The 22099-nt window shown below is 59.0% G+C and carries 19 protein-coding genes; 3 read left to right on the top strand and 16 right to left on the bottom strand.

Going from position 1 to position 22099, the window contains the following annotated elements:
* Window positions 1-52 precede the first annotated feature (52 nt).
* Window positions 53-1285, bottom strand: a complete 1233-nt coding sequence (locus NA78x_RS10935) for an ISAs1 family transposase (protein ID WP_425613630.1) — start codon at window positions 1283-1285, stop codon at window positions 53-55.
* A 144-nt stretch (window positions 1286-1429) separates the two neighbouring features.
* Between NA78x_RS10935 and NA78x_RS10930 the strand changes: the two genes are divergently transcribed.
* Complete coding sequence (locus NA78x_RS10930; protein WP_425618480.1) at window positions 1430-2446, top strand: DUF1559 domain-containing protein; 1017 nt, start codon at window positions 1430-1432, stop codon at window positions 2444-2446.
* Window positions 2447-2496: 50 nt separating this feature from the next.
* Window positions 2497-2928 carry a carboxypeptidase-like regulatory domain-containing protein gene (locus tag NA78x_RS10925; protein WP_425618479.1) on the top strand — a complete coding sequence of 144 codons (432 nt, stop codon included), beginning with the start codon at window positions 2497-2499 and terminating at the stop codon, window positions 2926-2928.
* Here the strand turns inward: NA78x_RS10925 and NA78x_RS10920 are convergent, their stop codons facing one another.
* The 4 genes from NA78x_RS10920 to NA78x_RS10905 form a co-directional block, all read right to left on the bottom strand.
* Entirely contained in the window at window positions 2929-3624 is a 696-nt protein-coding gene (locus NA78x_RS10920; RefSeq protein ID WP_425618478.1) for a DUF4956 domain-containing protein, read from the bottom strand. It abuts the gene before it with no gap.
* Window positions 3625-3648: 24 nt separating this feature from the next.
* Window positions 3649-4542 (bottom strand): polyphosphate polymerase domain-containing protein, encoded by an 894-nt coding sequence (locus tag NA78x_RS10915; RefSeq protein ID WP_425618477.1) that lies wholly within the window; start codon window positions 4540-4542, stop codon window positions 3649-3651.
* A gap of 181 nt (window positions 4543-4723) precedes the next feature.
* The gene (locus tag NA78x_RS10910; RefSeq protein ID WP_425618476.1) at window positions 4724-5596 is read right to left on the bottom strand and encodes a dihydroorotate dehydrogenase electron transfer subunit; all 873 of its coding nucleotides are present in this window, start codon (window positions 5594-5596) and stop codon (window positions 4724-4726) included.
* Window positions 5593-7599 (bottom strand): pseudouridine synthase, encoded by a 2007-nt coding sequence (locus NA78x_RS10905; protein WP_425618475.1) that lies wholly within the window; start codon window positions 7597-7599, stop codon window positions 5593-5595. Before NA78x_RS10905 ends, NA78x_RS10910 begins: the two co-directional genes overlap by 4 nt.
* A 387-nt stretch (window positions 7600-7986) precedes the next feature.
* Between NA78x_RS10905 and NA78x_RS10900 the strand changes: the two genes are divergently transcribed.
* Window positions 7987-8997, top strand: coding sequence for a hypothetical protein (locus NA78x_RS10900; RefSeq protein WP_425618474.1), 1011 nt, complete (start codon window positions 7987-7989; stop codon window positions 8995-8997).
* Window positions 8998-9016: 19 nt separating this feature from the next.
* On the opposite strand, the gene NA78x_RS10895 is transcribed toward NA78x_RS10900, so the two are convergent.
* The 11 genes from NA78x_RS10895 to NA78x_RS10845 all read right to left on the bottom strand — a co-directional run bounded on the left by NA78x_RS10895 (window position 9017) and on the right by NA78x_RS10845 (window position 22086).
* A complete protein-coding gene (locus tag NA78x_RS10895) occupies window positions 9017-9835 on the bottom strand; it encodes an enoyl-ACP reductase FabI (protein ID WP_425618473.1) in 819 nt (272 codons plus the stop codon).
* Window positions 9832-10425 (bottom strand): hypothetical protein, encoded by a 594-nt coding sequence (locus NA78x_RS10890; protein WP_425618472.1) that lies wholly within the window; start codon window positions 10423-10425, stop codon window positions 9832-9834. The genes NA78x_RS10895 and NA78x_RS10890 overlap by 4 nt, the downstream gene beginning before the upstream one ends.
* Window positions 10426-10427: 2 nt before the next feature.
* A complete protein-coding gene (locus NA78x_RS10885) occupies window positions 10428-10865 on the bottom strand; it encodes a 3-hydroxyacyl-ACP dehydratase FabZ family protein (protein ID WP_425618471.1) in 438 nt (145 codons plus the stop codon).
* A gap of 125 nt (window positions 10866-10990) precedes the next feature.
* Window positions 10991-11476: a DinB family protein gene (locus NA78x_RS10880; RefSeq protein WP_425618470.1), complete on the bottom strand. Its 486-nt coding sequence runs from the start codon at window positions 11474-11476 to the stop codon at window positions 10991-10993.
* A gap of 11 nt (window positions 11477-11487) precedes the next feature.
* Window positions 11488-12933, bottom strand: coding sequence for a phytoene desaturase family protein (locus tag NA78x_RS10875; RefSeq protein WP_425618469.1), 1446 nt, complete (start codon window positions 12931-12933; stop codon window positions 11488-11490).
* A gap of 15 nt (window positions 12934-12948) precedes the next feature.
* A complete protein-coding gene (locus tag NA78x_RS10870) occupies window positions 12949-13524 on the bottom strand; it encodes a Uma2 family endonuclease (RefSeq protein ID WP_425618468.1) in 576 nt (191 codons plus the stop codon).
* Between the two features lie 39 nt (window positions 13525-13563).
* Complete coding sequence (locus NA78x_RS10865; protein ID WP_425618467.1) at window positions 13564-14868, bottom strand: 3-keto-disaccharide hydrolase; 1305 nt, start codon at window positions 14866-14868, stop codon at window positions 13564-13566.
* 59 nt (window positions 14869-14927) lie between these two features.
* Window positions 14928-15749 (bottom strand): sugar phosphate isomerase/epimerase family protein, encoded by an 822-nt coding sequence (locus tag NA78x_RS10860; RefSeq protein ID WP_425618466.1) that lies wholly within the window; start codon window positions 15747-15749, stop codon window positions 14928-14930.
* A 104-nt stretch (window positions 15750-15853) separates the two neighbouring features.
* Window positions 15854-17467, bottom strand: coding sequence for a glycine--tRNA ligase (locus NA78x_RS10855; protein WP_425619443.1), 1614 nt, complete (start codon window positions 17465-17467; stop codon window positions 15854-15856).
* A gap of 914 nt (window positions 17468-18381) precedes the next feature.
* Window positions 18382-19143 (bottom strand): 2-phosphosulfolactate phosphatase, encoded by a 762-nt coding sequence (locus tag NA78x_RS10850; RefSeq protein ID WP_425618465.1) that lies wholly within the window; start codon window positions 19141-19143, stop codon window positions 18382-18384.
* Between the two features lie 234 nt (window positions 19144-19377).
* Complete coding sequence (locus tag NA78x_RS10845) at window positions 19378-22086, bottom strand: cation-translocating P-type ATPase (protein ID WP_425618464.1); 2709 nt, start codon at window positions 22084-22086, stop codon at window positions 19378-19380.
* Window positions 22087-22099 lie beyond the last annotated feature (13 nt).

Here is a 22099-nt window from a genome sequence, read left to right as displayed (position 1 = left end):
ATCTCTCTATTTATGACTCACACTTTGCTGCGTCCTGCACGGTCCGCGCACTTCAAGTTCTTTGGGTGACGATGTTTGCGAGAACGGTGGTTGACCAGCCGGCTTGTTTGCGGAGCGATTTCAGGCTGGGGGGCGTCTTTTTGCGGAAATGAGCCGGTTTATTTTGATAGGCCTTGAGCAGGCCCAGCGCGCCCCGGCGGAGGGTGGCGAGGTTCTCCGCGGCGTGGCCTTGGTGGACGTGCGAGGCGTCTTCGCCGAACGTCACGTCGAGCACCCAGTGGGTCGCTTCGATCCACCAGTGCCGCCGCGTGCAGCGTGCGATCTTTTCAATCTCGCTGGGCGGGAGCGAACTCAGGAAGTAGCGACTATCAATGGTCGTCTTGTCGGCATGCTTGATCGTGGTCGTGGTTTGTACCAACGACTGTAGTCCCGCCCAGTTGTCTTGACCGAACAACCCAGCCGGGAGTGGCGCAGCGGTGTAGTAACGTTCCTCGTTGCGTCCCCGGGCGCGAGGCTCGTTAGTCTCCAGCGTAAAAACCTCGCCTGGCAGCGGCTCAGCGTGCAGTTGCAGAAAGTATTCAAGCACTTGCCGATGCAGCGTGGGGTGATTGTCCTTCAGGGCCAGCAGGTAGTTGCCGCCGTCGGCGACGATCTGCGCGGCGATCTTGGTTTGGCAACCGATGGCGTCGATGGTGACGACCGCGCCGCGGAGGTCGAGCAGTTCGAGAACCTGCGGAATGGCCGTGATTTCGTTCCCTTTTTTCACTTCTTCGTCACCGTTGGTATGCGTCGGCGCTTGAGCCACGATCAACTGCGTGCCGGTATTCATTGCCTGCACCAGATGCAGCGATGACTGTTCGGCGGCGCGGTCGAAACTCGAACGCAACGTCTTGCCGTCGATTGCGAAGTGCTGATCGTCGGCGCCTTCGTCGTCAGGAGTGGGTTCACGCAGCGACTCGATAAACGTGACCAGCACTTGTTGAAAGGGCCTCGGCTGGAGGCGGGCGAAGACACGGCGGAAAGTGTCGCGCGAGGGAATGCCGTGGGGGAGCGAGAGGAAGGTTTCGAACCAGGCTTGGCGTTCGTGCCCGAAATCCTCCATGTCCTCCCACGAGTCGCAGTCGGCAACCATGGCGCACAAGGCAATCGCCAGAATGTTCGTCAGCGAATGCACCGGCCGGCGGTCCGTACGTGGGTCTGGCAAGTTGCCCAGTGACTGCACCAATTGCTGCATCGCCGCCGCCTTGCCAATCGTCGCCACCCGTGGAATATCTGCATGTTGCATTCGAGAGTCTCCGACTCACGCCCAGAAAGAAAACCGACGCCTCTCGCTATACGCAACAACCCCACGCTGGCGTTCACCCGCCAGCATCACCAGCACCAAACAAATCCAGGTCCAGCTGCGTATTGCAAATTAGCTGCGCGGACCGTGCTGCGTCCTGTTGGATGCCGAAGCCGCCTGCGCGGCTTCACTCTGGTCGAGTTGCTCGTCGTGATTGCCATTATCGGCGTGCTTGTCGCGCTGCTATTGCCCGCTGTACAGGCCGCGCGCGAAGCGGCGCGGAGAATGTCCTGCCAGAACAACCTCAAGCAATTGGGGCTGGCAATGCACAACTACGAATCGACCTTCAAGAACCTGCCTCCCGGTGGTCAACCGGCCAAGGGGACTACCGGGAACTACGGCGTCTCTTGGATGCCGATCATCCTTCCGTATTCGGAACAGGGCTCGCTGTACGACAAGCTGGATATTCAAGGAACGACTGCCGGGCAAACGGGTGTCGTTTATTTCAATGGCTCGTTCGGCAACAACTACAACGGCAACCTGGTGAAGGGGCTCACGATCAAGATTCTGTTTTGCCCCAGCAGTCCGCTCCCCAGTTTTGTCATGAAGGGGAACGCGCCGGTAGCTCCGGCGGGAGTGATGGCGAGCACCTACGTGGGTATTACGGGCGCTTCGACGCATCCAAATGCTACCGAAGTCACCGACAAGGACGGCAACGGCGATCAGCATAATGCGACGGGACGAATCTCGAAGGCTGGGGTGCTCTGCTCGTCGAAGCAGGTTCGCTTTGCCGATATCACCGATGGAACCAGCAACACGCTGGCAATTGGCGAGCAATCGGGCTATTGCTTTAAGCCCGATGGATCCAAGGTTGATTGCCGCAGCGACTTCGGTCACGGCTTCATGATGGGCCCGTCGACCTACGCCAACAATCAACGGGACTGGAACATCACCACCGTTCGCTATGCCATCAATTTTCGAGATTACAGCGCCAAGGGAGTAGGCGACCTCTATTACGGCAACAACCGTCCCATTCAATCGGTTCATCCGGGCGGCATCAACGGACTATATGCCGACGGCTCGGTTCGGTTCTTAAGTGAGAGCATGGCCCTGCAACAACTGCACGATTTGTGCAATCGCGACGACGGCAATGTGACACAGTAAGCAACCGTTCGCGTTTCCACTTCCGCAATCTTCTCGGGTCAATCCGTTTTATGTTTTGCCGGCTATCACAGTTCCTCGTGTTGTCTGTGGGCTTGTTCATCCTCGGTGGTTGCGGCCCTACCAAGGCGCCGGTCGCGAAGGTGCATGGCACCGTCACCATGCAGGGCCAGCCGTTGACGGGGGCCGTGATCGGTTTTGAATCAGAAGATGGCTCGCGCTCGGTGACGGCCGAACTCGATGCCCAAGGAAAGTTCGTCGTGCGGACCTATGCCGACGCGGGCGTCCCACCGGGCAAGTACAAAGTCACCGTAAAGCCGCTGCCGCCTCCGACCGATCAGCCTCCGCTAGCCGGCGATGCCCTGACCAGCGGACCGCTGGAAAGCTCGATCCCCAAGAAGTACTTCAGCACCGGGACGAGCGGATTGACCGCGGACGTTGTGCTGGAGAAGGACAACGACTTGACGTTTGATCTGAAGCCGTAGTTAATCGTCGCGAACTTGCTTGCGGAACTGCACCTGCTGAACGCCCTCGACCTGATTCAGCTTGGCGACGAGTGCCGCCGGCGAAATCTCCGGCCGCAAGATGATGCGATACTCCACATCGACGGCCGCGCCTTGCTTGGCCGTTTCGACGCTGGTCATCTCTCGCTGCGTCGTGGCATCGCCAATCACCGGATCGAGCACTGCTTCCGGGCTGCGACCAAGCCCCAAGCGAACATGCAAGGTTGCCACGGCGGTGGAATTGACTTGCGCGGGAAAGTAACGAAAGATCGTCGCCGCCACGCTTACTCCCAGCAGGCACATCAACGAAACCGTGGGCTGACCCGCGCCAACGGCCATGCCCACTGCGACGGCAAAAATGACGAAGGCCACGTCCTGCGTGTCTTGCATCACAGTGCGGAAACGGACGATCGAAAGTGCTCCGACCAGCCCGAACGCGCGGGCAAGATTATCGCCGATCACTTGCGTGACCATAGCAATCAAAATCGTCATCAGCACGAGCGTGCCGGGAAAAGTCGAGGCACTGAGCGTGGTTCGCCGGCCCCAGGCATAAACTGCGGCTACGAGCCAGCCGCCGATCGAGGCAACTACCAATCGGGCAAGGATGGCGTCCCAAGTTAGTTGGTCGGCAGCGTCCTTCACGGGCGCAAAAAGTGCGTCTTTCAGCCAGGTCTCCATACGGTCCTTTCTATCGACCGGGGCCTAGGCTACGGCGCGAGATGCATCACTGGAAAGGTCGTCTTCGGCCGATTGTTCGTCCGAGGGCACGACCCAGGTTTCCATGCAGGTGCGAAACTTGCTGACCTTCAACGGCTCGAGCGTAAAGTCGCTCATCACGCCTTTGAAGAGCGCCGGCAATATCGTGGGGTACTTCAATTCCAAGATGCAAAGACCACTGAGGCGGCTCAACCCCGAGTGCGAACTGCGTGGCACTTGCCAGTCGTCTGCAGAGGGACTGGGGATGCCGTTGCCGCCGATGGCTCGATCCAGCGTCATGCGAATCGGCCCTTCGGGCGTGAGGCCAACTCGCGCGAACCGTTCGTAGGTGACGGTACAAACGGGTTGCAACTTGCGCAACACAACGCGGCGGCGAAACCAGTGTCCGGGCCAATGGGCGGGAGGTGTATTCGCGTGCAAGCAGGCGAGCTGGTCGTCGGTAATAGCCGTACGACGCTTCTTCACTCGGCCACGGACCTTGGCTTTACGTTCGAGCCAAATGGTTTCTTCGTTACCATAGCGACGCAAGCGATACTTGCGCGTACGCAGAGCCCCGGCCCGGCCGAACACGCCGAGAGCAGGAGTATCCAGATACACGCTGTGGACATGGTACATCTCGCGCTCATCACAGAGCGCGACAGGATCGCGCGACATATGCGAGCGGGCCCATTCCATCACCTGAGCGGCCACATCTTCGCCGATCAGAAACTTGATCTCGTACTGGCCAAACCGATGTTCGCCGCTACGCACACGTGGCGGCGAGGGAACTTCGTGGTTGGTTGGCAGCGCCGCGTTCAATGTTGCACTCGCATCCTTGCTTCCGGTTGAGCCGGCAGGTTCTTCGCTCAGGATTCGCTCCGGTTCCGCGCTGGCGTGCATTCGTACCTCGTGGCAAACCCGTCCAAAGTTCCAAAGCAAATGCAGCTGTCCGCAGCTGGCATCAACACAGTGTAATTGGTCGCAAGCCTTGATTCTGTTTCATCGGCTCACTAAATCGCATGCAATTATTTCAACCTAACCCTATTGTGAGGGACATTTTGCGTGCGAACCATCTCGCGGCCTACCAGGCGATACAAGCGGAATCGAAGACCGGGCCTTCGACACAAGTGCGGCGATAATCCCATTCTCCGTGTTCGTCCTTCACCCGCGCGACGCACGTGAAGCAGATTCCCACCCCGCAGGCCATGGGCGTTTCCAGCGACACCTGGCACGGTACGTCGGCAGCTTCCGCCACATGCGACACAGCTTCCATCATGGGTTCTGGACCACAGCAGACGATGCGCGGCTGGCCACGACCTTCGGCCAGGACTTCCCGGACGAGATCGGTCACCAAGCCTCGTTTGCCGCGGCTGCCGTCGTCGGTTGCCAGGCGAACATCAACACCAATCGCCGCAAAGTCTTCAACCCCAGCAAAATAGGCTTGGTTTCGGGCACCATAGCAAAAGGTGACTCGTTGGGCCGGTTTGACACTTCTTGGCGGCAACCCGAAGGACCGCAGCCCCAGATACTCCTTGGCCAGTGCCAGGAACGGAGTTTGGCCAATGCCGCCGGCCACCATAATCAGGTGGTCGGTGGCCGTGGGCTGAAAACCATTCCCAAGCGGGCCCCAAACGTCGAGCCGCTGGCCGGGTTGTAGGTGGTACAGCCTGGAGGTGAGCTTGCCTTTGACCAGATAAACGACATCGACGTCGCTAGGCTGACCATTGGCATCGTTGTGAACGTCGTACATCGCCAGCGGTCGACCAAGCAGCGGATCGTTAAATCCCGCCAGTCGGAGCATCACAAATTGACCGGGGGTGACCTTGGCGGCCAGTTCCGGAAACCGAAAACGGACCCGCCAGGTATCGCGGGCCAGTTCTACGTTTTCGACAATCTCCACCGACCGCTGCACCGCAGCATCGGCCAGGTAGGGGGCGTGTCCTACGCCGCTCATGACGATCTTCCTTTTTTCCGCACACTCTTACCGTAAATGTTCTTGCCGCCCTTACCGCCGCCAAAGACTTCGCGTTTGCCTTTGCCGACACTCTTGCCGGGAAACTTGCCGCGAGCCCCGCGATCTTCCTTCGGGCGATTCACTACCAGCTTGCCGGGGCGACGAGGCAACTTCACGGGCCGTTCGTCACCCGCATCGCCTCCCGTCACGGGCACGTGGCGACCACCGACTCGGGTCATTTGGCCGGGACGCAGCGGGCCCTTGCCCTGCAACGAGCGACCTTCGCCGCGCGGGCTTTCAGCACGGACGTTTTCGCCACGACCACCGGCGGTGCGGTTCATGCGACCACTGCGGCCACCTTCACCGGCACCCTTCGCGGGGCGACGATCACCACGACCGAACTCTTGCCGAGGAGCACGAGCGCCGCGTCCTTCTTCGACGGTTTCTTCCTGGCGATGTCGTTGACCGCGTCGTTGGCTGTGTCCCGATACCGAGCGGTGGCCAGGGCGAGGCTCCGCACGCAGCGGACCCGATTGATCGCCCTCTCTCGCAGGGCGCTTCGCACGAGGCTCTCGTTCTTGATTCGGGGCTTCCTGGCGGCGATTTTCTTGAGGCCGGCGTTCTTGAGGCCGACCTTCCCGAGGCCCACGTCCTTCCTGGCCGCGATTGCGTGGCTCTCGCTCACGGGCCGGCTCTCGCTCCCGCGTTGGGCGCGGTTTGGCCCGGGCAGAGGCAGGCTCACGCACGCGTGCTGGTTGCAACGGCGGGGGAGCATCTTCGTCGAAGTCGATCACGTCGCCGCGCGGTGCCGGCCCCGAGCGGGGTGGACCATCGTCGTCGGTGATCTCTTCCATAACGACGGTGCGCTTGACGAAGTTCTCGTCGCCGTCATCATCTTCATCGTCGTCGCTGTCTTCTTGGCCAGCGAAATCATCTTCGCCGTCGCTATCAAAATCATCGTCGGCAAAGCTATCGAGGAAATCCTCGTCTTCGTCTTCGAAGTCCTGACCGGCGAGCAACTTCGCGGCAATGGTACCGGCGCTTGGCGGCTTCTTCGCCGGGGCATCGGGCTTTGCTGCCTTCGGGGCAGGAGCAACAGCGGCCGGTGGCTTCTTCGTGATCTTTTTGGGGCTGTCCAGAATCACCGTGGCTTCGGCTTCTGCAGCAGGCTCTTGCTCGCGAGGCGGCGGAGCTTTCTTTTCCTTCCGCTTCTTGCGCGAGATGGTTAGCAGCGATTCGATCTCTGCAGGAGCCAGTTTTCGCCATTCGCCCGCTTCGAGCGCGCCGAGTTTTAGTCCGCCGACGGCGATGCGCTTGAGCTTAAGGACCTTGTGGCCCACCTTGGCGAGGATGCGGCGAATTTCGCGATTGCGACCTTCGTCGAGCACAATCAATAAGTCGCTGCTCTGCTTGTGACGACTCTTCACCGCCACCGACTCTACCTTGCAGAAGCCTTCAGCTAGGTGAATACCCCGGCGCAACTTCGCAAGTTGCTCTGGGCCTGGGCGACCGGCGACGCGCACCAGATACGTCTTCTCAACGCCGTAGCGCGGGTGCGTGACGTGGTTGGCAAACAGGCCGTCGTTGGTAACGATGATCAGTCCTTCGCTGGCCCGGTCCAGGCGACCAACAGCAAAGACTCGCTCGTCATTGGGGACGAGGTCGATCACTCGCATGCGCCCCGAAGGGTCGAAGTTGGTGCAGACGACATCGACAGGCTTGTTCAGGGCGAAGTAGACCTTTTTGGGCTTACGCAGCGGCTCGCCATCGACGCGAATCTCCTGCGCGCTGGGATCCACCCGCGTGCCCAGTTCGGTCACTACCTGGCGGTCGACTTCGACACGGCCTTCCCGAATCAACTCTTCGCAATCGCGACGGCTGGCAACTCCTGCCGCCGCCAGCACTTTTTGCAGTCGTTGGGCACTGGCGGATTCGTGTTCGGCGGCGGCGCGTCCGGAGGGGCGAGTTTGCTGGTCAGGTCGAGATTTTCGGGGGCGTGTCATGGAAGCCAATCAAGGGAAAGGAGACCACGCCGGGCTTGTAACCAGCATGACTCAAGGCAATTGCGCACTACCCAATCTATCGGAAGCGGCCCAAAACAGCTATGGGCACCCGCCGGACAGAAGTCGCCACCCTGGGCGTCCCACGCCCCGCTCGCCCGCCCAGCACAGGGGGGCATTGCGCGGAACAAGGCAAGCCGTGCCGCCTGTCGCGAAAACCTGCAAGGTCCTAGCCGTCGGGTTCCGATGAATCGTGTGCTGCGGATCCTTCCGCGCCTGCCGGCTTTACAGCCATCACTGAAGCGGTTCGTTCCCGCTTCAGCCCGCCTGACCCGTACGGTTTAACACCCGTCCGCCTACCCCGTACAACTCTTGTGAGGATGGTCACTCATGCCCAACTCTGTCTCTCGCCGCCAGTTTCTGCTGGGAGGTTCCGCTGCCCTAGCCCTGGGACAATTGGCTCAGGCCGAACCCATGGTGCCCGCAGGAACTCCATTGCCGAAGACCTCGCTAAAAGGCGTGGTGGTGCCGGGAACGGGAGCGCGGGTGCCGCGCACGGGTGACGACTTCGAAGCCGACGATTGGGCTTTCTATCCGCAGCATCCCAAGAGCAGCTACAACATCGACGAGAACATTCGTGCTCCCGGTGGCGTGAGCAAGAACTACCTCTGGGTCGAAGCTGCCAAGCGCGGCACGCCCGATCTCGTGAAGCGAGTCCCCACGCCCAAGGGTGGCATCGAAGGGAGCAAGGGCTCGATCATGATGCAAACGCTCTATTCGGGCGTTCCCGGCCGGCTGTCGGGTGTCGATCAGCAGGACGATCTGCTGCAAGACGTGAAGGGGCGCTTCGGCAGCGAAATTCCCGTCTCGTGGACGCCCAACGTCGTCGTGCGGGTTTATGTACCCGCCGCCGAAAAGTGGGAAATGCGCTACGCCTACACCTTTGGTTTTCGCGCCGGTTTGATGGGGCACACGCCCAAAGGAAAGAGCGACGAATACTGGCCGGGCATCTTTCTCGAACAACAGTTCGACCTGAAAGACAACGAGAAGCACTCGTTCGTGCGAGCTCGGATCCGTGGCGATGAATGGGGTCGCGACTTGCCCGGTCCCACGTACGAATGCGAATCGTGGATCACGATGGGCATGAGCTTTACGCCCGATGGCCGTTGTCATTTCTTCTCGAAGGCCGGCGTGGAAAAGTTGACCGAAGCCGATCATCTGGGTTCGTGGTACAGCTACAACTGGCGAGCTCACACGTTCATGGCGTACTTCTTCAACGTCATGAACAAGGACGATGGCCGCTCGATGTCCACGCCTTGGATCATCGACGACGCGATGCTGTACGTTGCCTCGCCGCCGCAGCAGCGGTCGGCTCAAGCGCCGGCTGGCAGCAAGCGATAGATATCGCTCTGCTCCGAGCTTATTCCGGCCGCATCGCGCGCCGGATGACGTCGGCATCGAAGTAGTTGGTGCTCATGCCCGCATCGACGATCAGATTCTGGGCTTGAATGCCCGACGATCGCGGGCTGAGCAGGAAGACGGCCACATTCGCGGCTTCTTCCGTGGTCAAAGCTTCCTTGCGCGGAATGACCTGCTCGGCGTACAGGTACGAATCGATGTAGCCCGGAATGCCGGCCGAGGCACTCGTCTTCAGCAGTGAGGGCCCGACCGCATTGAAGCGGACTCGCGAGAACCGGCTAAACGACTTGGCCAGAAACGCCAGCGAAGAATCGAGCGCTGCCTTGATCGGAGCCATGTAGCCATAATTTTCGCTGGCCATGCGCGTGGTCGAAATGGACACTGCCACGACACTCGCATCTTCCGTCAGCACGTCCTTCAGCGCGTTGCTGAGCGCCATCAGCGAGTAACACGAGATATCCATTGCTCGTAAGAATGCCCGCTTGGGCGTCTCATGGAACGGCTTCATGCCGTCGCTGTAATCGGCAAACGCGATCGAGTGGAGCAGGCCGGCGTACTTCTTGCCCGTGGCCAGTAACTCGTCACGCAGCCGCTCAATTTGATCTTCGAATTCGACATCGCAAACCAAGATCGGCCGGCTGCCGACCAATTTCTGCACACTCGCCCGGCGTTCTTCGCTGCGCACGACAAACGTCACATCAGCACCGCAAGCGGTCAGCCCTTGAGCCACGTGCCAGGCAACACTCTTTTTATTGGCGACACCAAGCACGATGACCGCTTTGCCGGCCAGCCCCAGGTAGTCGGGAGCAGGATCACTCATCGGTCATCCTCGTCCTCTTCTTCGCCGTCCGCTTCTTCCTCACCGTGTTCGTGGTCGTCGTCTTCGGGAACCTGGTTCTCGACCCAGTACTCTTCGTTCCCCAGAAGTTCCTTGATCACGTCGGGGTCTTGCAAAGCTTCGACCTGCGGGACGCAGTTGATCTCGTGATAGGAGTGCATCCCTTCCATCGAGATCTCTTCGGTGCTCGTGGGGATGAACCAGCCATCGAGATAGACGTACTCTTCGCCGACTTCAAGCTCTTCGCACATCACCTGCATTGCTTCGACCCAGGCCGCCACATCGTCGGCGGTGGGTGGTTCGAAATCGGGACCACGTCCTTTGAGATCTCGCAGGGCTGTCTCTTCCCAGCTTTCTTTCACTTCAACTGCGACGGCGAACGTAAAGGCCTTGCGACATTTCGCACAGCAGAACATCCAACCACAGCCACACCAGGGGCAGTCCATTTGCGGAGGAAACGTGATGAGCGCATCCTGGCACTCGCAATGGCAAACGAGCTTGTCGTTGGCCCGCTTGAGATAGAGGTGCTTCTTGACCGCGGGGGGCGAAGGTGAATTTTGTGCAGGAGACATGCTTAGCTCGGCTTGGTTTCGCGAGGCGGAAGTTTGACGACAAAACTCAGCGTGCAGGCAGGCTTGCCGTCGTGCACGATCTTGCCGGAGAAAAAGTAGGCGTCACTGACGGTCTCGTCGTGCTGGGTATGCACCTCGACGGAATCGCCGGGGCGCAAGACCCGTTTGAACTTCACATCGTTCAATCGCCCCACGACAGGAAAGCCCGCCTGCACCGCGCCCGATTTGCAGATCAAAACGGCGCCGGCTTGCATTACCGCTTCGCACAAAATCACGCCGGGCACGATGGGATAATCGGGGTAGTGCCCCTGAAAAAAGTACTCTTCGGGCCGAAAGGTCTTCCGGCAAACGATGGTGTTCCCCTCGTGCGAGACGATCTCGTCGAGCAGCAGCATGGGTGGCCGATGTGGAATGGCGGCCAGGATTTGTTCGAGTGACATGCGGCGTACTTGCGAGTGACGGGAGAGGAGAAAAGGCTGGCTCAATCTTCCGAGAGATCGCCGCTGGGCGAAAGGCCGGTGGAGGAATTTCCTGAGGGCTAGCAATGCCCTCCAATCAAACGACCCTAGAACAAAGGTGGATGACCCAATTGGCGACGCATGAGCGATAGCTGACCAATATGCAACGAGAGATGCGTCGTCATCAGCAAGGCCACCAGATCGCCGGTAGTATTAATGGGTGTGTCCTGAAAGATCTTGCTGGGCTGCGGTTGGTTCATCGCCTCTTCGGTCGCATTCGCGGCGGCGGCACAAACGGCGGCATGCCCCGCATCGAAGCGTTCCAGCAGTTCTTGCTTCTTGGGATAAAGGTCCGCGTTGGGCGGAATCGCACTGGGCCCGAACAGCGCATGCCACTCTTTGGGACACACCGCCGGTTGGCCCAAAAGCCGCAGTGCGCTGTCGTTCGACGTGGCCAAATGTCCGAGCACATGCGAAGGAGGATTGAGTGCACCAGGCGTTACTTGCCGGCATTGGTCGTCGGTCATTTCGCCGATCACTTTGTGCAAGTAGCCGGCCATGAAGCGGGAGAGTTTCGTTTCGCGCTCGAACATGCTGTTCCCCTTCACTCCGTTGTGTGAGGCTGTGGCGCCGGAGACTTCATCAGCAGCGCGTCCACGTCGTTGGCGACAATCACACCGTAGTTAATCGCCCCCAGCCAACCCGACATGATGATGCCGACACTTCCCGCGTGGTACAGCCCACCGACTTGCTCCGGCAGCGCACGGCTGACGCCCAGCCCTTCGAACTTGGTGCCGAAGCTGGCGCCGGCCACATGCTGCGTGTAGTGCTGAAAAGTCTTCGGCGTGGCAGCTTCGATATGATCGAGTCGCTCGCGAATGCCGGGGATGTAACCTTCCAGGTGATTGAGCGTTCCCTCAATCAACTCTTGCTTGCTCGCTTCGTAGTCTTCCGGCGAGAGCTTCGCCCAATCTTCGAAGTGAGCGTTGGTGCTGGAGACGATCAGGCAGCGCGGCCGACCCTGCGGACGGGTGCGCGGATAGTAAAACGAGTACGTGCGACTCGTCACATCCTTGCTGAGCAGCAGATCGGTGCGAAACTCTTTAGCGGTACTCGTGAAGAACAGGTCACCCATGTCTTCGTCAACACGCTCGTCGGGCTTCAGACCGATGTAGACCTGCGTGCTGCTGTTGTTCAGCCGCACCGCTTCGGCATCATCGACAAACTTGCGATCGAAATGCTCTTTGCCGGCCAACTTCAAAATCGTGTACTTCAAGTTCGCGTTGCTCACCACAGCGCGACAGCGAATCTGGCGGCCGTTGATCGTGACTCCAGTCACGCGATCGTTCTCAATGTGGATCTTCTCGGCATCGCAGTTGATGCGCACATCGACGCCACTGGCCTTCAGATCGTCGTGCATCAACTGCACGAGTCGATCGGTGCCACCTTCAAACGTGTAAACACCCTTCGACATGAAGTTCGAAAACACGATGCCATACGTGATGGCCGGATCTTCGAGCGTACTACCGTTGGCGTAGACAATCGGTTCCATCAACAGTCGCACGACATCTTGCCGACCGGGAAAGAACCGCTCGAACAATTGGCCCGTCGTCAGTTTTTGATCGTCGTAAAAGTTCATACCGCGAGCGGTATCAAAGAAAGCTTTGATCGTCTCTGGGGAAATTCCAAAGCGCTCAATCAGCAGTCGCGTAAAGTCCTCGCGGTTGTAGCTCGTGGTCAGCGAGAACATCGGGTTGTCGAAGCGGATCTTATTGAGCGGCACAATCGAGTTGGCGATCTCTTCCGTCCAGTACCGGCGGCAGCTTTTGATCATGCCGAACGGAAAGCCGTGCAGCGAGACATCGAAAATGTGTCCGCCCGGGCGTTTGAACCAGGTGGCCATGCCCCCGAGCTTGTAGTGCTGCTCGGCCAGCAGCACACGATTGCCCGCGCGGCCGAGAATGTTCGCCGCGGTCATTCCAGCCAGTCCGCTGCCGATCACGACCACGTCGTACTCGTCGCTGGCACCTTTGAGAAAATCCTTCGGCATGACCTACGACGCTTACTACTTGCTGGACGAGGAACGGGCGGGGCCAATCACGAACAGGTCACTGACATGACAAGCAAAGCCGGGCAGAATAGCTTCGCCGTTAAGCTCATCGCGGTTGGTCAAAATGCGTCCACCACCGGGCCAGTAGACATAGACCATTTGCGTGGCCGGATCGACAACCCAAACAAGCTTGGTGCCAGCAGCCAAATACTCGGCCGCCTTCTGCGCTACTTCTTCAAAGATGTCGTTCGGAGAATTGACCTCGACAGCCAAATCCGGAGGGACGCGACAGTGACCTGTTGGCTCTTGGTCGGGGGGCAATGTCGCGAAACACAAGTAAGAAATATCGGGGCGGCGGACCTTGCCGGGCTCGTCGAGATAGCACTGAAAACTGGCATCGGCATTTGCCACCCGCCCCAACTCGTGCTGGTAGACGTATTGCGAAAGCAAGAATAGCAACGTGGCGCTAACTCGGCCCGACTTGTACCCCACACCACGCTCCTTCAGTTTGCCGCCAACCAGTTCATACGCATCGCCGTCTGGCATGCGCAGAAGTTGCTCAGGAGTGATGGGGCTCGATTCGGCAATCATGATATCTCTCGGATAAAAACGCTCCGGTATAGTCTAACCTTATTTCGTCAACTCGACAGCTCGCAGATTCCGGAACGACAGATCCGTCGTCGGATCGTGTCCTTGAATTTGCAGTGTGCCTGCTTCAGTACGCAGACCATTGCGAGGATTCGAATCAGCTTTTCGCTCGTCCGTCCAGGCAGTGACCGGGTAACCATTCACCCAGCACTCGATGTTGGCACCATCGGCGATCAGCGTCTGGTGGAACCATTCGTTGTCGTTGGAAACCACCATGCGGGCGGGAATTCGTTTATAGATGCCACCGGTGCCGAAATCCTTGGGCTTCGTCCGGTCACCGTCCTTATAACCGTTGTGAATCTGGCACTCATAACCGTTGGTCACTTCGCCGGGAATGCAGCGGAAGAAGATTCCGCTGTTCAGTTCCTTCGCGTTGCTGATGCATTCCCATTGAGCGACGAAGTCGCCGAACGTAGCTTCACTTTCCAAGCTGCCGCGGCCATCTTTCACGTTGATCTCGCCCGCTGCGGTCATGGTGAACTTGCTCTTCGACCCGGCGACATCTTTCCAGCCGGTCAAGTCCTTGCCATTGGCCAGCGAAGCCAGACCCAGCGGCTTCACCTTGATGTTCTTGAATTCGACTTGCCCTTCGTTGAACTGCAGGCCGATGTAACCGCGGCCGATGGGTTTTTCGTCATCATATTCCAGGACCGTCTTGCCATTCAGGTCGACTTTCGCCTTGCCGCCGACCAGCGTGACATGAAACGACTGCCAGTCGGTCTTCTCAGCAACTTCGTCAGCCTTCTTGCGTTTGACGAAGCTCCCCGTAGGAAACGGATTGCTTGGCGGCGCGATATTTAACTCGTAGCACTTCGTCGTTAGATCGTCGCTCATGCCGTCAATCACTGGCGACGTTCGCAGGAACACGCCGCTGTTGGTTCCCTTCGCAGCCCGAAAATCGACCTTCAATTCGTAGTCGGCAAATTGAACGTGCGTGCAGAGCAAACCCTTTTCGCCACCACCGACCACAATCGCGCCGTCGTGAACCTTCCAATCGGCCTTGCTGTGAGCATGCCAGCCGAACAACGAGCTGCCATCAAATAGCGCGATCCAACCATCCTTCAACTCGTCGGGCGAGAGCAGGGCAGGGGCCTCGCTTACCGGTTTGGCCGCCACTGTGGTTTCCGCTTTGTCGGCCAGCTTCTTCTCGGCCTGGGCAATCTGTTCCGCAATCTTTTTGGCCGGCGGAGGCGTGACCTTGACGGTCGATTCTTGGCCGATGCAACCCGTTGATTGCAAGCCAATGACGATGGTCAGCAGAGTGGCGACAAGTGCGGAAGTTCGCATCGGGAAAATACCTCGGCAGTAGTTGGGCGGAGTTGGTTGATTCATTGTAGCAATCGGGTTCACATCGCCGCTTGTCCCAGCAACCGCCGTAAGCAGGTAATCCCAATCTCGCCCATCTGCAGTGCAGGCACGTGCCACAGCTGCGGATTGAGAATTTCGAGCGACACGCAGCCTGTGTAATGAAGGGCCCGCAAGCGGTCGAGGATCGGCGCGAGGTCGATGTCTCCTTCACCCGGCAAGATGCGTTGGCTATCGGTGACGAGCTCGCGCGGCAAGTCGGCCACGTCGCACAGCTGGACGTGAAACAGGTTCTCGTTCGTGAGTGAGGTCAGGTCGGCCGGCTTGCTGGAACTGGTGTGATAGTGGAACGCATCCAGGCAAATGCCCAGACTTGGCTGATTGAGATCGCCGAGCAACATGGCCAGCGTTTTCACGTTATTGCCAAACGCCGATGACGATTGAAACTCAATCGCCGCTCGCACGCCGGCGTCGCCACACTTCTGGCCAAGCTCTTGCAGCGAGACCAGCACCCGCTCCAGAGTCTGCTGATCGAAGCCCACTCGCGGCACATCGCAGGCGACGACGATGGTCCCAATCCCAGCTTCGCCACACAGCTTCAATCGCCGATCCAGCAACTGCCACGCTTCACTCCGCCGCTCACCTTGGCTGGCGAGCAACCCACCCTGAAAACTGGCCACCGGAGTTTGCAGGTTCAGCTTGTCTCGCAACGCGCGAAAGTCATCGAGCGAATGCCGCTGCAGCCAAGTCTCAAACTTCGTCAGCCAAATCTCGACACTACCGCAATGTCCAGCCGCATAATCTTCCAGGTCCTTATCGAACGGACTTTCGAGCGAACAGACCTGGCTGATGGTGGCGAGCATGGGATCGTTAAATCAAGGTAGCCCGACGCGTCAGCGAGGGTGAGGAGCAATCCAATGTAATTCGCGAATCACCCTCGCTGACGCGTCGGGCGACAAGGACAACACTAACTTAACCGTGTTTCCAATTCCGCCACCAGCTGATCTTGATGCACTCGCTTTTGTTCGAGCGAATCGCGATCGCGAACCGTGACCGTGCCGTCTTGCAATGTCTGGCCATCAACGGTGATGCAGAACGGAGTCCCCACTTCGTCCTGACGACGATACCGCCGACCGACCGCACCCTTCTCATCGTAGAAGACGTTCCACCGCTTCTTCAACTTGCGATAGATGTCCTGCGCGATCTCGGGCATCCCTTCCTTCTTCACGAGCGGGAAGATAGCGACCTTGATCGGGGCGATCCGCGGGTGAAACTTCATCACCACGCGAGTTTGCATCCTGCCATTCTCGTCCGGAGCTTCATCTTCGTGATAGGCTTCGCACAAGAAGGCCAACGTCGCTCGATCAGCACCAGCGCTTGGCTCAATCACGTGCGGCGTGAACCGTTCGTTGGTCAACTCGTCGCGATACGTCAAATCCTTGCCCGAGCCTTTCCACTTCGGCTTGCCATCGGGGCCAAGCTGAACTTTCAGGTCTGGCTTTGAATCCGGATCGAGCTTCCCTTCCATGTGACTACGCAGGTCAAAGTCGCCGCGATGCGCGACACCTTCCAATTCGCCGTATTCACCGGCAGGCAAGAAGGGGAACGCATATTCGATGTCGGCCGTGCCGGTTGAATAGTGGCTCAGTTCGTCCTGATGATGTTCGCGCAGTTGCAATCGTTCGCTCGACAGCCCGAGATCGGTGTACCACTTCATCCGGCGATCGCGCCAGTATTCGTACCACTTGCGCGAGGTGCTGGGATGACAGAAGAACTCAATCTCCATTTGTTCGAACTCGCGCGAGCGGAACGTAAAGTTCTTCGGCGTGATCTCGTTCCGAAAACTCTTGCCCGATTGCGCGATACCAAACGGCACCCGCACCCGCGTGCTGTCGCAGACGTTCTTGAAGTTCACGAAGATGCCTTGCGCCGTTTCCGGACGCAGGAACGCCGAGTCTTCTTCTGTGCCGAGCGCGCCGACGATCGTCTTGAACATCAGGTTAAAGTCGCGCGGTTCGGTCAGCGTGTTCAGTTCGCTGGCATCGGGCGCGAGCACCTTCACGCGGTCCGCGACCGAAATCGTCGAGTACGAAACCTGGCTGTCGACGACAATCTTCGTGTCCTTGCCGCCAAAGAGCTTGCTCACCTTCTTGTCGAACGTGTTCGAGAGTCCCTTGGCGAACTCTTCGGGCTCTTTCATCGACGAGACCCAGCCCACCGTCTGGCCGTCGATCTGCACGGGAAAGCAGCGGATGTGATCGGCCCGGTAACGGCCTTTCGACTCTTTGCAGTCGACCATTTTGTCGACGAACAGATCGTAGTGACCACTGACCTTCCACACCTGCGGGTGCATGATGATCGAGCAATCGAGGCCGACCATTTCGTAGGCGGCCGGTGCACCAGGAAGCGTCGCCAGGTCGTCGTGACCACTAACCATGTCCCGCCACCAGGCGTCCTTGATGTTTCGCTTCAGTTCCACCCCCAGCGGACCGTAGTCCCAAAAGCCGTTGAGGCCGCCGTAGATTTCGCTCGATTGAAACAGAAATCCGCGCCTCTTGCAGAGCGAAACCAGTTTTTCCATGTCCATGGTAGGTCGGCAGTTAGTAAAGGGTGAGGTGCCGGCGCTGACCCATTGTCAGCAGATCCCGCAAAACCAATGAGTGTACGTTCTACGGGCAGGTTCGGTCTATGCCGGGGAAAGCCCCGCCGGCCGAGCAACACCTGCGACGTAAGTCCTCGTCGGCGACCTGTCAATTTCAACCAACTTGTCCAACTATCGGCCCCTTGGATGAACACACACCCGCGCCGTTGCCGAGAAATACACCAGTTCGCGTTCAGAAATCGAGTCGATTGTTGAACACCCCTCTTTTGCGGTCACACACGACTTACGGCAATTCGTCCCCCAGCGGCAAGCGTCAGCTCCGCTCCTTCCGCTCGCCTTACGACTCGTTTCCCTTTAGGGTGCCGATTCAGGCACTGTGATCTTGCGAAACCTGCCCTTCGCTCGTCACCGGTTTTGATAACCATTTTCGCACTTCGGCAAATTGAGTTATCACTGCCGTAAGCTTTGGCGCAGCCAGGATTTGCGAAATCAGAACCGAACACTTTGGGGCCGAAATCAGGCCGAGCTTGATAACCATTTGATAACCAGCTTGGCAAACAACTGGGCAAACTGGGCAGTGCAAGTTCGTGAGTCGGGAGCCGTCGCAGTGCAGGCTTAAGGGCGAACAACCGTCCGCAGTTATTCCATAAATATAGTTCTTTATGGCAATGGTTGCTCGCTGTATTCGCAGTAATTGATAACATCACTAGGAATCGATCGCTACCAGGTTTTCAAAGAACTCCCTATCTAATCATACGAACCTCCGTGACTAGTCTGGTCCGGGCGCGGTAAAAATTTTTCGGGCTCTCGGTAGGTCACCTCGGCCCGATGTGGCCTGGGATTGGCAAGGTAGCGCCTTTGCGCCGATCGAGGTTACATCCGCTCAAAGAAAGCTACTTGGCGGTGATTCGCCAAGTCGTTAGGTCGAGTTCGGCAACAAGGTCGAACTGGTCGATTTGGGCGGCCAGGTCGATATCGTTTTCGTGGCCGATGTCGATCAGGTTCCGCCCGCCACGGCTGGCGCGCAAGGCCTGGCCTAGCGGGGACGAGCCAGTGAGGTCGCCGACGGCCGAGCGCCAAGCGTCGGCGGCAATATCGGCCTGATCGTTGGTGATCAGTGTCACACCCGTCGCGCGCGACAGATCATCGACCATTGCACCGGCCAGTAGGGTATCCTCGCGGGTTACGTGCCCGTCGGTGCCCGCGCAGACGATGTCGATTTCGGTCTCGTCAGCCAACTCTCGGCAGATGGCGGACAAATTCACAAAGCCGGCGATCAGTACGCGTTTGGCCAGCTTGCAGCGCTGCATGGCCTTGGTGCCATTCGTCGTCGTAAAGATCACCGTGCGGTCGCGGACCATGCGTTCGTTGTATTCCGCTGGCGAATTACCCAGCTGAAACCCCTCAATCCGCAGGCCACCCCGCTCACCCCCGAGCAGGACATTGTCTCCAGCTGCTTTTGCTTTCGCCCGCGCGTCGTCGACATTCAAAAACGGCCATACCTCGCGAGCACCGCAGGCCAGCGCTGTAACCACCGTCGTCGTGGCCCGCAGCACATCAATGACGACCGCCGTCTTGCCAGCCAGCTGTTGAGGTTCGACCAATTCGGGCAGGAGATGGACGGCGACAGTGCGCGTTGTCGGGGCAGGGGGCATGGGCTATTCCTTCGTGTTCCTGAGCCGGAAGCGTCAGCGCCCGGAGAGTATTGTCCCTGGAAGAGGAGAACTCTCCGGGCGCTGACGCTTCCGGCTCAGGATTGGATGTCCGGTGTGCGAAAGGGCAAAGAAGGTGCAGTTTAGCGTGTGAGAATAGCCGGTGTGCTAGAGCCTCGGCCTCTCACCGCGCCCCTCTCCCCGGTGTCGAGGAGAGGGAGTACGAAGCAATGAAAACTACTCCGCCTTCATCCACGGGGCTCGTTTAAAGAACAGTTCGATGACCGAAACGGGCACGAAGGACAGACCTGCGATGAGCAGCCAGTTTTCGAGCGTTAAGTCACCGGTGCGGAAGACGTCTCTCAGTCCAGGTGTGAGCGAGACGATGATTTGCAGGAGGGCAGAAATCGCAGCGGCTCCCAGCAAGTAGCGATTGCTGAAAAAGCCAAGTTGCCAGACGTTGTAGGTCAAACTGCGGGCAGCCTGACTGCGCAGAATCTCGGAGAACACGAGCACGCAGAACGCTGTCCCTTGGGCTTGGGCCAGCGTGCTTCCTTCGGTGTGCCAGACCCAGAGAAACGCGCCAAGAGTGACGCCCGCTTCGAGCAGCCCTTGCGAGACGATGACAAAGACGCGCGACGTGGAGAGAACCGGCTCTTTCAAGCCCCGAGGCTGGCGCTTCATGATGCCGGGCTCGGGCGGTTCGAGCGTAAGTGCCAAGGCCGGCAAACCATCGGTCACCAGGTTGATCCACAGCAGGTGAATCGCAATCAGTGGAGCAGGAAAGCCAAACAGGATGGCGATCAGCATTAACGCTAGTTCGCCGAAATTGCACGAGAGCAGGTAGGCGAGGACTTTTTCGATGTTGTCGTAGATCGAGCGGCCTTCTTCGACCGCGGCGATAATGGTCGCGAAGTTGTCGTCGGCGAGCACCATGTCCGAAGCACCCTTGGTGACATCGGTTCCCGTGATGCCCATCGCGATACCAATATCAGCCGCTTGAATGGCCGGCGCATCATTCACGCCGTCGCCGGTCATGGCCACGACTTCGCCGCTCTTTTTCAAAGCCTTCACGATCCGCTGCTTGTGCTCGGCGGAGACGCGGGCGAAAACAGCGATCGACGGTAACTTTTTGCTCAGTTGTTCGTCGTTGAGCTTGTCGAGTTCCTGCCCAGTGACGGCAATCGACTTCTCGTCGGCCACGGCCAATTCTCGGGCAATGGCCAGCGCTGTGGCTGGATGGTCGCCGGTGATCATCAGCGGACGAATGCCGGCGCTGCGACCGGTTCGCACGGCTTCGCGCGCTTCGTCGCGCGGCGGATCTATCATGCCGACAAAGGCCACCAGTGTCAGATCTTGTTCCAGTTCTTCTGCCTTGGCTCGCTGGTCGGTGTGCCGCGCAGGACGTCGTGCCAAGGCGAGCACTCGCAGGGCCCGCTCGGCCATTTCGTTGCAAACGGCGAGGATCTCTTGCCGACGCTCTTCGCTGAGGGGCGACGTTTCGTGTTCGTGCTGTTCTCGTTCGCACAGCGGCAGAATCGACTCGGGCGCACCTTTGACAAAGACATATTCGTCGTCGTCCACCTTGACCACGACCGACATCCGCTTCCGCTGAGAATCGAACGGAGCCTCGTGCAGGACGCGCTCATCATCGTGGCTGACATCGACGCCCGCTTTATGCGCGGCGACCAAGAGCGCACCTTCGGTGGGATCACCAATGACCGACCAGATTCCTTCTTTTTCGTGCAATTGGGCCGAGTTGCACCAAGCGGCAATCTGCATGGCTTGCACCAGCAGCGGCAGCTGTTGCGGGTCGAGTTGCTCATTGGTGCCAGCGCGGAGAAAGTTCCCTTCGGGTTTGTAGCCACCGCCGGTGACTGCCAGTTGATGATCGCGGAGCACGATTTCGCGGACGGTCATTTCGTTGCGGGTGAGAGTGCCCGTTTTGTCGGAGCAGACAATCGTGACGCTACCCAATGTCTCGACGCTAGCCAGTTTGCGCACGATCGCGTTGCGCTTGACCATTCGCTGCAGGCCGAGAGCCAAAGCGATAGTGACGACTGCCGGCAAGCCCTCCGGCACGGCTGCGACGCCCAGGCTCACAGCCAACAGCAGCGGTTCCGTCCAGTCGTCAGGATTGCGCCAGAGTTGCAGGGCAAAGATCAGGGCAATCGCGGCCAGGCAAAACACCACGAGGATTTTGGTCAGCGTGCCGAGTCGCTTTTGCAGCGGGGTCTGCTCTTCTTGATGCTGTTCGAGCAAGCCGGCAATTTTGCCGAGTTCGGTGTGCATGCCCGTGGCAACGACGATGGCGCTGGCCTTGCCCGCAGTGACGACCGTGCCGAGATAAGCATGATTCACGCGATCGGCCAGCGGAGTATCTTCGGCGAGTGTGGCCGTCGATTCTTTGTCCACGGGCGTTGATTCGCCGGTGAGCGGCGACTCATTCACTTGCAAACTACTCGCGCGATTGAGTCTGACGTCGGCGGGGATCTGGTCGCCCGCTTCGAGTTCCAGGCAATCGCCGGGGACGAGATCGCGGGCGGGAACAATGCGGACCTGGCCATCACGCAGCACCTTGGCCTGGGGCTGCGTCAATTGGCGCAAGGCCGCGAGAGCCTGCCCCGCGCGTTCTTCCTGCACAAAGCTGATGACTCCGTTGAGGATCACAATCGCGATGATCGCAATCGCATCGGTCCACTCTTGCAGCACAATCGAGAGAATCGCCGCGCCAATAAGCAGCAGCACCATCAGATCGGTGAAGTGCAGCAGAAAGCGGATCCAAACGGGACGAGGCGGTTTCTCGGCCAGTTCGTTCCAGCCGTGCTCCGCACGCCGCGCGTCGATATCGCTTTCGCGGAGACCACGGTGCGGATCGACGCGGAAGTGCTCCGCAACTTGTTGAGCGGATTTCGTATGTGTCGATGGTGGGGCAGGGGAGGGCATGGGATTTTGGCCG

Origin of the sequence: Anatilimnocola aquadivae, assembly GCF_049819085.1 — a bacterium.
Lineage (GTDB): Bacteria > Planctomycetota > Planctomycetia > Pirellulales > Pirellulaceae > Anatilimnocola.
Note: the sequence above shows the minus strand (reverse complement) of the source record. Positions and strands in the feature narration are given on the sequence as shown.